This is a genomic window from Ectothiorhodospira mobilis (genome assembly GCF_016584115.1).
In the GTDB taxonomy this organism is placed as follows: Bacteria; Pseudomonadota; Gammaproteobacteria; order Ectothiorhodospirales; family Ectothiorhodospiraceae; genus Ectothiorhodospira; species Ectothiorhodospira mobilis.
In genome coordinates this window covers 1-12,601 of the sequence record NZ_NRSK01000016.1, presented here as the reverse complement: position 1 = coordinate 12,601, position 12,601 = coordinate 1, and the positions used below count along the sequence as shown (strand labels likewise).

12 protein-coding genes are annotated in these 12,601 nt (G+C 70.7%); 1 reads left to right on the top strand and 11 read right to left on the bottom strand.

From position 1 onward, the window contains the following. Positions 1 to 2: 2 nt before the first annotated feature. From trpA to leuC, 11 genes are all read right to left on the bottom strand, one after another. A complete protein-coding gene (trpA, locus tag CKO33_RS07915; RefSeq protein WP_200181194.1) occupies positions 3 to 812 on the bottom strand; it encodes a tryptophan synthase subunit alpha in 810 nt (269 codons plus the stop codon). Next, a complete protein-coding gene (gene trpB, locus CKO33_RS07910) occupies positions 809 to 2,032 on the bottom strand; it encodes a tryptophan synthase subunit beta (RefSeq protein ID WP_200181192.1) in 1,224 nt (407 codons plus the stop codon). Before trpB ends, trpA begins: the two co-directional genes overlap by 4 nt. Next, a complete protein-coding gene (locus CKO33_RS07905; RefSeq protein ID WP_200181190.1) occupies positions 2,004 to 2,642 on the bottom strand; it encodes a phosphoribosylanthranilate isomerase in 639 nt (212 codons plus the stop codon). The genes trpB and CKO33_RS07905 overlap by 29 nt, the downstream gene beginning before the upstream one ends. 74 nt (positions 2,643 to 2,716) lie before the next feature. After that, positions 2,717 to 3,511 (bottom strand): tRNA pseudouridine(38-40) synthase TruA, encoded by a 795-nt coding sequence (truA, locus tag CKO33_RS07900; protein WP_200181188.1) that lies wholly within the window; start codon positions 3,509 to 3,511, stop codon positions 2,717 to 2,719. Between the two features lie 77 nt (positions 3,512 to 3,588). Then, positions 3,589 to 4,278 (bottom strand): CbiQ family ECF transporter T component, encoded by a 690-nt coding sequence (locus tag CKO33_RS07895; RefSeq protein WP_200181186.1) that lies wholly within the window; start codon positions 4,276 to 4,278, stop codon positions 3,589 to 3,591. A 73-nt stretch (positions 4,279 to 4,351) separates the two neighbouring features. Next, positions 4,352 to 5,866 (bottom strand): FimV/HubP family polar landmark protein, encoded by a 1,515-nt coding sequence (locus tag CKO33_RS13940; protein ID WP_200181184.1) that lies wholly within the window; start codon positions 5,864 to 5,866, stop codon positions 4,352 to 4,354. Next, positions 5,785 to 7,191 (bottom strand): type IV pilus assembly protein FimV, encoded by a 1,407-nt coding sequence (locus CKO33_RS07885; RefSeq protein WP_200181182.1) that lies wholly within the window; start codon positions 7,189 to 7,191, stop codon positions 5,785 to 5,787. The genes CKO33_RS13940 and CKO33_RS07885 overlap by 82 nt, the downstream gene beginning before the upstream one ends. Before the next feature lie 67 nt (positions 7,192 to 7,258). Further along, positions 7,259 to 8,290 (bottom strand): aspartate-semialdehyde dehydrogenase, encoded by a 1,032-nt coding sequence (locus CKO33_RS07880; RefSeq protein ID WP_207146496.1) that lies wholly within the window; start codon positions 8,288 to 8,290, stop codon positions 7,259 to 7,261. A 61-nt stretch (positions 8,291 to 8,351) separates the two neighbouring features. Beyond that, positions 8,352 to 9,431 carry a 3-isopropylmalate dehydrogenase gene (gene leuB / locus CKO33_RS07875; protein WP_200181180.1) on the bottom strand — a complete coding sequence of 360 codons (1,080 nt, stop codon included), beginning with the start codon at positions 9,429 to 9,431 and terminating at the stop codon, positions 8,352 to 8,354. 86 nt (positions 9,432 to 9,517) lie between these two features. Then, a complete protein-coding gene (leuD, locus tag CKO33_RS07870) occupies positions 9,518 to 10,171 on the bottom strand; it encodes a 3-isopropylmalate dehydratase small subunit (protein WP_200181178.1) in 654 nt (217 codons plus the stop codon). Positions 10,172 to 10,204: 33 nt separating this feature from the next. Further along, the gene (leuC, locus tag CKO33_RS07865; protein ID WP_200181175.1) at positions 10,205 to 11,608 is read right to left on the bottom strand and encodes a 3-isopropylmalate dehydratase large subunit; all 1,404 of its coding nucleotides are present in this window, start codon (positions 11,606 to 11,608) and stop codon (positions 10,205 to 10,207) included. A gap of 486 nt (positions 11,609 to 12,094) precedes the next feature. Here leuC and CKO33_RS07860 point away from each other — a divergent pair. Further along, positions 12,095 to 12,601: LysR family transcriptional regulator (locus tag CKO33_RS07860; RefSeq protein ID WP_200181173.1), on the top strand; the 507-nt coding region annotated here is incomplete at its 3' end.

Here is a 12,601-nt window from a genome sequence, read left to right as displayed (position 1 = left end):
GGTCAGTCTCTCGAATCCATCGCCTGGCGCATCTCCCCCAGCAGGGCCGCCACGGCAGCGCGGCCAGCGGCGGGGTCGTCCACATGGGCCGCCACCTGCTGCACCAGGGCACTGCCCACCACCACCGCATCGGCCACGCGGGAGACCCGGGCGGCGGTGGCGGCGTCGCGGATGCCAAAGCCCACCCCCACCGGCAGGCCGGTGTGGCGGCGGATGCCCTCCACCCGCCGGGCCACCCCGTCCACGTCCAGGCTGGCGGCGCCGGTGACCCCCTTGAGGGAGACGTAGTAGACGAAACCCGAGGCCGCGCGGCAGATGGCGTCGATGCGCGCCTCGTTGCTGGTGGGGGCCAGCAGGAAGATGGGATCCACCCCGTGGCCCTGGAGACAGGCCGCCAGGTCCCCGCTCTCCTCCGGCGGCAGGTCCACGGTGAGCAGGCCGTCCACCCCCGCCGCGGCGGCCTCGGCGGCCAGGGTGTCGTAACCCATGGCCTCCACTGGATTGAGATAGCCCATGAGCACCACCGGGGTGTCGGGGTCGTCCTGGCGGAAGGCGCGCACCATCTCCAGCACACGCCGCAGGCTCACGTGGTGCTTCAGGGCGCGCTCGCAGGCCTGCTGGATGACGGGGCCGTCGGCCATGGGGTCGGAGAACGGCACCCCCATCTCGATGACATCGGCCCCCGCCTGCACCATGGCATGCATCAGGGGCACGGTGTTGTCCGGCTCTGGATCACCGGCGGTGACATAGGGGATCAGCGCCTTGCGGCCCCGGGCCGCGAGGGCTTCGAAACGGGTGGCGATGCGGCTCACAGTTCGATGCCCTCCATGCGGGCCACGGTGTTGATGTCCTTGTCGCCACGGCCCGACAGGTTGACGATGATGCCCTGGTCGGGGCCCAGGGTCGGCGCCAGCTTCACCACCTGGGCGATGGCGTGGCTGGACTCCAGGGCGGGGATGATCCCCTCGGTGCGGGTGAGGCGGTGGAAGCCCTCCAGGGCCTCCCGGTCGGTCACCGGGACGTACTGCACCCGCCCCGTATCCTTGAGCCAGGCGTGCTCCGGGCCCACCCCGGGATAGTCCAGCCCCGCGGAGACGGAGTGGGTCTCGGTGATCTGGCCGTCGGCGTCCTCCATGAGATAGGTGCGGTTGCCGTGGAGCACCCCCGGGCGGCCGGCGCACAGGGGGGCGGAGTGATGGCCGCTGTCGATGCCCTCCCCCGCCGCCTCGGCGCCGTACATGGCCACGCCGGCGTCATCCAGAAACGGATGGAACAGGCCGATGGCGTTGGAGCCGCCGCCGACGCAGGCCACCAGGGCATCGGGCAGCTGCCCGGTGGCCTCCAGGTACTGGGCCCGGGCCTCGCGCCCGATCACCGCCTGGAAGTCCCGCACCATGGCGGGATAGGGATGGGGCCCCGCCACCGTGCCGATGATGTAGAAGGTATCGTCCACGTGGGTCACCCAGTCGCGCATGGCCTCGTTGAGGGCGTCCTTGAGGGTGCGGGAGCCGGAGGCCACCGGCACCACCTCGGCCCCCAGCAGGCGCATGCGGTAGACATTGGGGGACTGGCGCTGGATGTCCTCCGCCCCCATGTAGATGACGCATTCCAGCCCCAGGCGGGCCGCCACGGTGGCGGTGGCCACGCCGTGCTGGCCGGCGCCGGTCTCGGCGATGATGCGGGTCTTGCCCATGCGCTTGGCCAGCAGGGCCTGGCCGATGGTGTTGTTCACCTTGTGGGCGCCGGTGTGGTTGAGATCCTCCCGCTTGAGGTAGATCCGCGCCCCGCCCAGCTCCCGGCTCAGGCGCTCCGCCAGGTAGAGGGGGCTGGGACGGCCCACGTACTGGGCCAGGTCCCGATCCAGTTCCGCCAGGAAATCCGCGTCGCCGAGATACTTGCGGTAGGCCGCCTCCAGCTCCAGGAGCGGCTCCATCAGGGTCTCGGACACGAAGCGGCCGCCATAGGGGCCAAAGTGCCCGCGGGCGTCGGGGAAGGCGCTCCACTCAGGCGTCTGCTGACTCTCGGTCGACACGTCGTACCTCGCTCATGAATCGGGTGATGCGCCCGGGGTCCTTGATCCCGGGGGCGGCCTCCACACCGCTGCTCACGTCCACGGCCCAGGGGCGGGTGCGGGCGATGGCCGCGGCCACGTTGTCCGGATTAAGCCCGCCGGCCAGGATCAGTGGACGGTCCACGTCACCGGGCCAGGACTCCCAGTCGAAGGTGCGGCCGGTGCCCCCCGCCTGCCCCGGGGCGTGGCTGTCCAGCAAAAACCCCCGGGCCCGGGGATAGCGGGCCATGAAGGCCCGGGCCCCGCCGGGCTCGGCCATGGGCACGGCCTTGAGGTAGTCCATGCCGAAGGCATCGCAGGCCTGGGGGGACTCGCGGCCGTGGAACTGCAACAGATCCAGGGGCAGGGCCTCCAGTGCCGCCCGCACCGCGTCCGCCCCGGCGTCCATGAACAGCCCCACGCGGGTGACGAAGGGGGGCAGTTGCGCCAGGATGGCCCCGGCCTGTTCCAGGGTCACGGCCCTGGGGCTGCCCGCGTGGAACACCAGGCCCACGGCGTCGCAGCCAGCCTCCACGGCGGCCCTGGCGTCCGCCTCGCGGGTGATGCCGCAGATCTTGACACGGGTGCGCATGGCCGTCCGCTGTAATGGTCCAAACCTTGAAGCGTATCAGAAAACCGCGGACGGGATTAACCATACCGTGGTCCTCAGCCGTAGGACGGGAGGATCGCCGGCGGCTGCAGATCGAAGCGCGGGTCGTAGCCCACCTGCACCAGATACAGGCCATCGGGGGGTGCGGTCACCCCGGCCTGGTCCCGGTCCCGCACCCGCAGCAGCTCCTGCACCCATTCCACCTCCCGCTCGCCGCGGCCGATGGCCATGAGCACCCCGGCGATGTTGCGCACCATATGGTGCAGGAAGGCATTGGCGCGGATGTCCAGGTGGATGAAGTCCCCGCTGCGGTGGACGCCGATCTCCTCCACCGTGCGCACCGGCGTGCGCGCCTGGCAGCCCCGGGCGCGGAAGCTGGTGAAGTCGTGTTCCCCCAGCAGCAGACGCGCGGCCCGGTCCATGACCCCGGCATCCAGGGGGCGATGGGTCCAGGTGACCCGGCGGCGCAGGATCGCCGGGCGCGTGGTGCGGCAGAGGATGATGTAACGGTAACGGCGCCAGCGGGCGGAGAAGCGGGCGTGGAAGTCCCCGGGCACGGGCCGCACCCAGTGGAAGCTGAGTTCGGGGGAGAGGTGGCTGTTGCCCCCCAGGAGCCAGGCCCGGGGCGGACGCACGGCATGGGTGTCGAAGTGGATCACCTGCCCCGTGGCATGGACCCCGGCGTCGGTGCGTCCGGCGCAGGTCACCTCCACCGGCTCATCCGCCACCCGGGACAGGGCCTTTTGCACCTGGGCCTGCAGGGTGCGGGCCTCCCGCTGGATCTGCCAGCCCCGGAAACCGGAGCCATCGTATTCAAGGCCGATGGCCAGACGCTGCAGGGAGTCAGTCATGGATCAGGGGGAAGTCCTGGGTACCGCATGGGAGGCGGGATTGTACCCGCCGCCGGCCCCGGGGGCCATGGCGGTCTTCATCCCGCCAGGGCCAGGACGGCCAGAGGCAGGATGACCCCCGCCAGCACCAGCCAGTGCCGGGGCGCGGGCGGGACCTCGGGGGGCAGCCGGATGGGCTCCAGGGGGGCCTCCTCCGCCGCCTGCAACACGCGGGAGAACAGGGTGGCGGCCCGATCCCCCAGGCGCCGCAGGCGTTCCCGCGGACCCTGTGCGGCCCCCCCCATGCCGGCGGCCTCCGCCGCCAGCAGGCGCACCCGGGGCAGGGCCTCCAGGGTGAGCACCAGGCGCACGGCGAAGCGCTCCCGGGGAAAGGACAGGCGGGCCAGGGGCCGGGTGAGCCAGAGCAGGCCCTGCACCAGGCGCTCGCGGCAGGTGCCCTGCAGCAGCCAGACCACGGCCCCCAGCGCCAGCAGCAGCACCAGGGCCCGCTCCAGCCCCTGGAGCAGGCCGGTGACACTGGGGGACAGGGGGCCAAGGCCCGGGGCCAGGGGCAGACCCGGCGTGAACCAGCCGAAGACCAGCACGATGGAGAGGAAGAACCACTTCAGCCGCGCGGCCATGGCGGCAAAGCGGCGCAGCCCCGGGCTTCCCAGGCGGGCCAGGCCGGCGGCCACCAGGGCGCCGCCGGCCGTCAGCACGGGCCAGCCCCCCTGGGCCACGCAGGCGATGTAGAGGATCACCCCCAGGATGCGGACGGCGGGATGCATGCCTGGATGTGCGCGCATGAACCGGGGGCGGGCCCGGGGGACGGCCCGCCGGGACGGGATGGGCGGTGCAGGATCACGGGATCTGCTGCATCAGTTCCCGCGCCTCCTGCTGCTGCGCTTCGTTACCCTCGGCGATGACCTCCTCCAGGGTGGTGCGGGCCCCCTCGGCATCCCCCATGTCGATGTAGGCCCGGGCCAGATCCAGCTTGGTGCTGATCTCGTCCCCCAGGACGAAATCGTCCCCCTCCAGGGATTCCTCGTCGCCGGCGCTGCCGGCCTCGTGCTCGCTGAAGAAGTCCTCCAGGTACCGGGTGGAGGGTTCGGTGGAGGAAGCCTCCCGGACGGCCCCCTCCCTGTCCTCGTCGGCGGGGGACTCCTCCCCATCCAGTTCAAAGCCGAGCCCGGCGGAATCCAGATCCAGGTCCAGATCCAGCTCGGGGAGCTCGTTCCGGGAGGCACCACCGGCCTCGCCTTCCTTCCCCTTCCCGGGGGTAGGCTCCAGCTCCAGGGTAGGCAGACTGGATCCGGCGACCGTGTCCCCGCGGTCCGCCTCCAAATCCAGGAGCCGGGTGGGGGCCTCATCCATGTCCCCTGGGGCTTGCGTCCCGGCGCCGGGCGCGGATTCCCCGGCGGTGGACAGGTCCTCCGGCAGATCCAGATCGAAGTCCTCCAGCGCCGGCAGGCCCGGGGACAGCTCCTCGTCCCTCCTGCCGGGGGGCGGAGCGGCCGCCTCATCCTCCGCCTGGGGACGGGACTGCAACAGGGTCTCGTCCAGATCCTCCCGGAGACCGGGTTCCGCGGCGGTGGTGGCCCCGGCCGGGGCCTCGGGGGCGGATGTCTCGGGGGATGCCGCCGTGGACTGCGGCCCCCCGGCGCCACCGAACAGGGGGTTCTCGGGCACCAGTTCCTGCCCCATGGTCACCACCCGCTCCCAGAGCGCGCCGGGGCGATCCCCCAGGCGCTCGTGCATGGCCGTGGCCACGCGGGTGAAGGCATCGGCGTCGTGGGCAGAGAAATGGGTCTCGGCCAGCTTGAAATGATAGTCCAGGCGCTCCGGGTGCTGTTCCAGTGCCGTTTCCAGCAGTTCCCGGGCCTGTGTGTACAGACCATAGGCCAGGTACACGTCCGCCTCAGCGATGGTGTCGTCGTTGCTGACCTCGTCCGGGTTCTGTCCCTGTGCCGGCTCCTGGGACGCGGCGGAGGCGGTGACCTGGGATGGGGAGGCCTTCTCCCGGGCCGCCTGCGCCTCCCCGGCATCCGTCTCAGCGGGCGCGGGGGCCGGGGCGGTCTGCCCGGCAGGTGCGCCGAATCCCGTTTCCGCGGGCTGCGCCTCCTCCCCCCCGGATGGGGGTGGATGGGCCTCGGAGGGGGCCGTTTGCCCGTCCGCGGCCTGACCGGCCGTGGCGGCCCCCGCCATCAGGGCCGGGGTGGACCGGGCCTGTTCGGGCACTGCGGCCGGTTCCCGTTCCGGCTCCCCGGCCCCGGTGCCCCGCAGCCGGCGCAGCATCAGCAGGACCAGGGCCCCGAGGAGGAGCACCGCCGCGCCGATACCCCCCAGCAAGGCGGGGCTTTGCAGGATCGAGGCCACGGGGGAAGGCGGCCGCTGCGTCTCCGGGGCCCCTGCGGCCCCGGAGACGGGGGCGGCGCCGGCGGGGAGGTCCCGGCCTCCCCGGAGCCCGCATCCGGGGCGGCAGCGGCCACCCCCTCTTGCCCGGATTCACTCCCGGACGGCGGGGCGGTGTCCGCCTCCGGGATCTCCGGGGCCGGTGCACCCTCCGGTCCCATGCGGGCCTGGAGGCGGGCCAGCTGCTCGTTGGTCACCCCGAGCAGCCGGCTCTGCCGTTCCAGGAGGGCCTCCAGTTCACGGATGCGCTCGCGCAGCTCCTGCGCCTCCTGGCGGCGGGACTCGGTGGTCTCGCGCACCAGGGCCAGTTCCCGTTGCAGGCGCTCCACCTCGTCCTCGTCCCGGGCCTCCCGACCCACGATCTCCAGGCCGGCGACGGGGGTCTGCTCCTCCCCGCCTGCGGCCTCCTCGGGGGACGGACCCTCCCCTTGTGCGGTGGTCCGGGCGTCGTCCCCGCCCTCCCCTTGCGGGGGCGTCTGGGGCCGGAGGGCCCCGGCCGCCTGGCGGCGGTAGTCCTCCCACAGGGCGTTCTGCCGGGCCACCGCCTGACGGGCCTCGGCGGGGGACAGCCGGGTCACCTCGTCCCGACCGGGGATGCGCAGGACATGACCGCGGTGCAGGTTGTTGATGTTCCCCTCGCCGAAGGCCTCGGGATTGGCCCGCAGCAGGGCCATCATCATCTGTTCCACGGTGATGTCCCCGCCGGGGCGGAAGCGTTCCCCCAGGGCCCAGAGGGTGTCCCCTGTGCGCACGCGGTAGGTCTCCGGCGGCGCGCCCTCCCCGGCCAGGCCCCGGTCCTCGTCCCGGTCGCCCTCCCCCGCCCCTGCGGAGGCGGCGACCGGCTCGGGCCGGGACTGCTCAAACAGGGCGGGCGGATCCAGCAGGAGGGTGTACTCGCGCACCAGCCGGCCGTTGGGCCAGCTGGCCTCCACGAGGAAGTTCAGGAAGGGTTCGCGCACCGGACGATCGGAGGTGACGCGGATGCGATACCCGCCGCCGGGGAGGGCCACGGGTTCGAACTCGAGACGAATGAGCACGGGGGGACGCGGGATCCCCATGCGCTCGAACAGGGCCGGGGGAGCGAGGCGCACCACCAGATTCTCCACCTCCCCCGGATCCGCGGAGACCAGGCGGATCTCGGCCCGCAGGGGCTGGTTCAATGCCGAGCGGGACTCGATCTCACCGAGCCCGAGCCCGAAGGTCGATCCCGGCGCGACCAGGGCCCACACCGCCGTTCCCAAAGCCAGTCTGCGCACTGCCGAATCCCCCTTGTCGTTACCCCCGGGCATGGCCGGGGCCCTTCCTTTCCGGTGCCAGGGGCCCCGCAACCGGCCGTGCGCCGCTGGGACGGGCCGTTCAGCGCCCCGTGAGGTAGTCTTCTATCAGAACTTCCGCGATCTGGATACTGTTCAGGGCGGCGCCCTTGCGCACATTGTCGGCCACCACCCACAGATCCAGCCCCCGGGGATGGGAGATGTCCTCGCGGATACGCCCGACAAAGACGGGATCATGGGCCGAGGCCTCGGTCACCGCGGTGGGATAGCCCCCGTCGCCGCGTTCGTCCATCACCTGCACGCCCGGGGCCGCCGTGAGCAGTTCCCGTGCCCGGTCCGCCGTGATCTTCTCACGGGTCTCGATATGCACCGCCTCCGAGTGACCATAGAACACGGGGACACGGACCGCAGTGGGGTTCACCTGGATGTGCTCGTCCTCGAAGATCTTGCGGGTCTCCCACACCATCTTCATCTCTTCCTTGGTATATCCGTTTTCCTGGAAGACATCGATGTGGGGCAGGCAGTTGAAGGCGATCTGCTTGGGATAGACGCTGCATTCCACCGGACGGCCGTTGAGCAGCTGGGCCGTCTGCGTGGCCAGTTCCTCGATGGCGTCCTTGCCGGTGCCGGACACCGCCTGGTAGGTGGCCACGTTGATGCGCTCGATGCCCACGGCGTCGTGGAGGGGCTTGAGGGCCACCAGCATCTGGATGGTGGAGCAGTTGGGGTTGGCGATGATGCCCCGGTTGCGGTAGCCGGCCACGGCGTGGCGGTTCACCTCCGGTACCACCAGCGGGATGTCGGCGTCGTAGCGGAACTGGGAGGTGTTGTCGATCACCACGCAGCCGGCGGCGGCGGCCCTGGGGGCGTATTCCTTCGACACCGAGGCGCCGGGGGAGAACAGCCCGATCTGCACCCTGGAGAAATCGAACTCCGCCAGATCCTGCACCACCAGTTCACGGTTGCCGAAGGCCACGCGGGAGCCGGCGGAGCGGCTGCTGGCCACGGCATACACCTCCCCCAGGGGGAGATCGCGTTCCGCGAGGATGGAGAGCATGGCTTCGCCCACGGCACCGGTGGCGCCGACGACCGCCACATCAAAGGTCTGACTCATGATTGTTGGATCCTTGGATGATTCGTTCGTGAAATCTGCCTGCCGGGAAGGAGGCGGCGCCTCAGTCCGCCAGGGCGGCCACCACCGCCTCGCCCATCTCCCGGGTGCCCACCTTTTCCCGGCCCTCACCCCAGATATCCGGCGTGCGCAGGCCCTGGTCCAGGACGCGGCCCACGGCCGCCTCCACCCGATCCGCCTGGGCCGCCTCGCCCAGGCTGTAGCGCAGCATCATGGCCACGGACAGGAGCGTGGCCAGGGGATTGGCCACGCCCTGGCCGGCGATGTCCGGCGCAGAGCCGTGGATCGGTTCGTAGAGCCCCTTGCCCCGGACATCCAGGGAGGCGGAAGGCAGCATGCCGATGGACCCGGTGAGCATGGCGGCGGCGTCCGAGAGGATATCCCCGAACATGTTCTCCGTGACGATGACATCGAACTGCTTGGGGGCCCGCACCAGCTGCATGGCGGCATTGTCCACGTACATGTGGGACAGTGCCACGTCCGGGTAGTCCCTGGCCACCCTTTCCACCACCTCGCGCCACAACTGTGAGACCTCCAGCACATTGGCCTTGTCCACGGAGCACAGGCGCCGGCCCCGCTTCATGGCGATCTCGAAACCGCTGCGGGCGATGCGCTCGATCTCCGGCTCGGAATAGATGAGGGTGTTGAAGCCCTCCCGCACCCCGTCCTCCCGGGTGCGGATGCCCCGGGGCTGGCCGAAATAGGCCCCGCCAGTGAGCTCCCGCAGGATCATGAGATCCAGGCCGCCGACGATGTCCGGCTTCAGGGCGGAGGCGGAGGCCAGCTGGGGATAGAGGATGGCGGGACGCAGATTGGCGAACAGCTCCAGTTCGGAGCGAATGGCCAGAAGCCCCCGCTCCGGGCGCTTCTCCCAGGGCAGCTGGTCATACCGCGGCCCCCCCACAGCCCCCAGCAGCACGCCGTCCGCCTCGCGGGCCAGGTCCAGGGTGGCCTGGGGGAGCGGCTCGCCGGCGGCGTCGTAGCCGGCACCGCCGATGGCGGCCTCCTCCAGTTCCACCGCCAGACCGAAGCGGTCCTTCAGGGCATGGAGCAGACGCGTGGCCTCGGCCACGATCTCGGGGCCGATACCGTCACCGGGAAGGATGAGGATCTTGTGGGACATGGAGGACTTTCCTGGTTCAAGGGTGTGCCATTGGAAAGATCCCCCCGCACGCAGGCAGGGGGACCGTCACCGGATTCGCGGGACGATCAGGCCCGGGGGCCGGCGTCGAACAGCCAGGGGGCCTCGGCCCGCCGCCGCGACTCGTAGGCCCGGATCTCGTCGGCATGCTGCAGGGTCAGGCCGATGTCGTCCAGGCCGTTGAGCAGGCAGTGGCGGCGGAAGGGCTCCACCTCAAAGGGGAAGGACTCGCCGGAGGGGGTGGTGATCACCTGGTCCTCCAGGTCCACGGTGAGGGTGTACCCGGGATGGGCCTGCACCGCCTCGAAGAGACGGTCGATGATGGCCTCATCCAGCACCACGGGGAGCAGGCCGTTCTTGAAGCTGTTGCCGAAGAAGATGTCGGCGAAGCTGGGGGCGATCACCACCCGGAATCCGTAGTCGGTCAGGGCCCAGACGGCGTGCTCCCGGGAGGAACCGCAGCCGAAGTTTTTGCGCGCCAGCAGGATGCGGGCCCCCTGGTAGCGGGGATCGTTGAGCACGAAATCCGGATTCACCCGGCGCTGGCTGTGATCCATCCCCGGCTCCCCCGGGTCCAGGTAGCGCCAGTCATCGAACAGGGTGGGCCCGAACCCGGTGCGCTTCACCGACTTCAGGTACTGCTTGGGGATGATGGCGTCGGTGTCCACGTTGGAGCGGTCCAGCGGCATCACCACGGCGGTCAGCTTGTCGAATTTTTCCATCGTTGGGTCACCTCTTTCCGGGATGGGCGGGGATCACAGGGCACGCACGTCCACGAAATGCCCCGCCACCGCCGCCGCGGCGGCCATGGCCGGACTCACCAGGTGGGTGCGCCCCCCCAGCCCCTGCCGGCCCTCGAAGTTGCGGTTGGAGGTGGAGGCGCAGCGCTCGCCCGGCTCCAGACGATCGGCGTTCATGGCCAGACACATGGAACAGCCCGGATCGCGCCATTCGAAGCCCGCCTCCCGGAAGATGCGGTCCAGACCCTCGCGCTCCGCCTGCTGCTTCACCAGACCGGAACCGGGCACCACCATGGCCAGCTTGATGTGCTCCGCCACACGGCGGCCCTCCACCACCCGGGCCGCGGCGCGCAGGTCCTCCAGCCGGGCATTGGTGCAGGAACCGATGAAGACCTTGTCCAGACGGATATCGGTTACCGGCATGCCGGCCTGCAGCCCCATGTACTCCAGCGCCCGCTCCATACCCCGGGCCTTCACCGGATCCCCGGCGGCGGCGGGATCCGGCACCCGGTCGGTCACCGGCACCACCATCTCCGGGGAGGTGCCCCAGGTGACCTGGGGCACGATGTCGGCGGCATCGATGTGCACCTCGTGATCGAATACGGCATCGGCATCGGAGTGCAGCTCGCGCCAGGCGGCCACCGCCCGCTCCCAGTCCTCCCCCTTGGGGGCGAAGGGGCGGTCCTTCACGTAGTCGATGGTGGTGTCGTCCACCGCCACCATGCCGGCCCGGGCCCCGGCCTCGATGGCCATGTTGCACACCGTCATGCGTCCCTCCATGGACAGGTCGCGGATGGCCTCACCGGCGAACTCGATGGCGCAGCCGGTGCCCCCGGCGGTGCCGATGCGCCCGATGATGGCCAGGACGATGTCCTTGGCCGTCACCCCCGGACCCACGGGCCCGTCCACCGAGACCCGCATGTTCTTCATCTTCTTCTGCAGCAGGCACTGGGTGGCCAGCACATGCTCCACCTCCGAGGTGCCGATCCCCATGGACAGGGCGCCGAAGGCCCCGTGGGTGGAGGTGTGGGAGTCCCCGCAGACCACGGTCATACCCGGCAGGGTGGCCCCCTGCTCCGGACCGATGACATGCACGATCCCCTGGCGTACATCGCTCATGGGAAAGAAGGTGATGCCAAAGGTGTTCACGTTCTCCTGCAGCGTCTCCAGCTGGGTACGGGCCACCGGATCGGTCACCCCCTGATCCCGGTCCCTGGTGGGCACGTTGTGATCGGGCACCGCCACCACCGTATCCGTGCGCCAGGGCTTGCGCCCGGCCAGACGCAGCCCCTCGAAGGCCTGCGGCGAGGTGACCTCATGGACCAGGTGCCGGTCGATGTACAGCAACGCCGTACCGTCCTCCTCCCGGCGCACCACATGGGCATCCCAGAGCTTGTCGTAGAGTGTCTTGCCAGTCATGGATGGGATCCTCCAATCGCTTTACCGGGAGGATAAAGGCAGCCAACGGATAACACAAATTCATATTTTTCATGCAAACCATTCCATGAAAGAATGGATAGGGATTCACGGCGGCCGTGCCTGCGGGGGCTTTACCGGAGGCGGTGTGCGCCACAGGGAGGCGGCGCGCAAGCCTCCAGGGAGGGATTCACGACGACCGCCGGAGGGAAGCCCCTCCAGAAGACAGGCCGTGCCTGCGGGAGCTTTGCCGAAGGCGGTGTGCGCCCCAGGGAGGCGGCGCACAAGCCTCCAGGGAGGGATTCACGGCGGCCGCCGGAGGGAAGCCCCTCCAGAAGACAGGCCGTGCCTGCGGGGGCTTTGCCGGAGGCGGTGTGCGCCGCAGGGAGGCGGCGCGCAAGCCTCCAGGGAGGGATTCACGGCGGCCGCCGGAGGCAAAGCCCCCGCAGGCACGGCCTCCTTACGGCCTCCTTATAGAAGGGAAGACCCATGACCCCGGAACACCTCAAGGCCTTTATCACCGTGGCCGACACCGGCGCCTTCTCCGCCGCGGCCGAACAGCTCCACCTCACCCAACCGGCGGTGAGCAAGCGGGTGGCCGCCCTGGAAACCGCCCTGGACCGGCGACTCTTCGACCGCATCGGCCGGCGCGTACACCTCACCGAAGCCGGACGGGTGCTCCTGCCCCGGGCACGGCAGGTCATGGACGCCATGGACGAGGCCCGGCGCCTGCTGGACACCCTCTCCGGCCGCGTGGAGGGTCCGCTCCTCCTGGCCACCTCCCACCACATCGGCCTGTGGCGCCTGCCGCCGGTACTGCAGGCCTTCGCCGCCCGTCATCCCGCGGTGGAACTGGACCTGCGCTTCATGGACTCGGAAGAGGCCTGCCGCGCCGCCGAACAGGGCGCGGTGGACCTGGCCGTGGTCACCCTGCCCTCCCCGCCCTCCCCGACCCTCACCGTCCGGCAGATCTGGGACGACCCCCTGGTGCTGCTC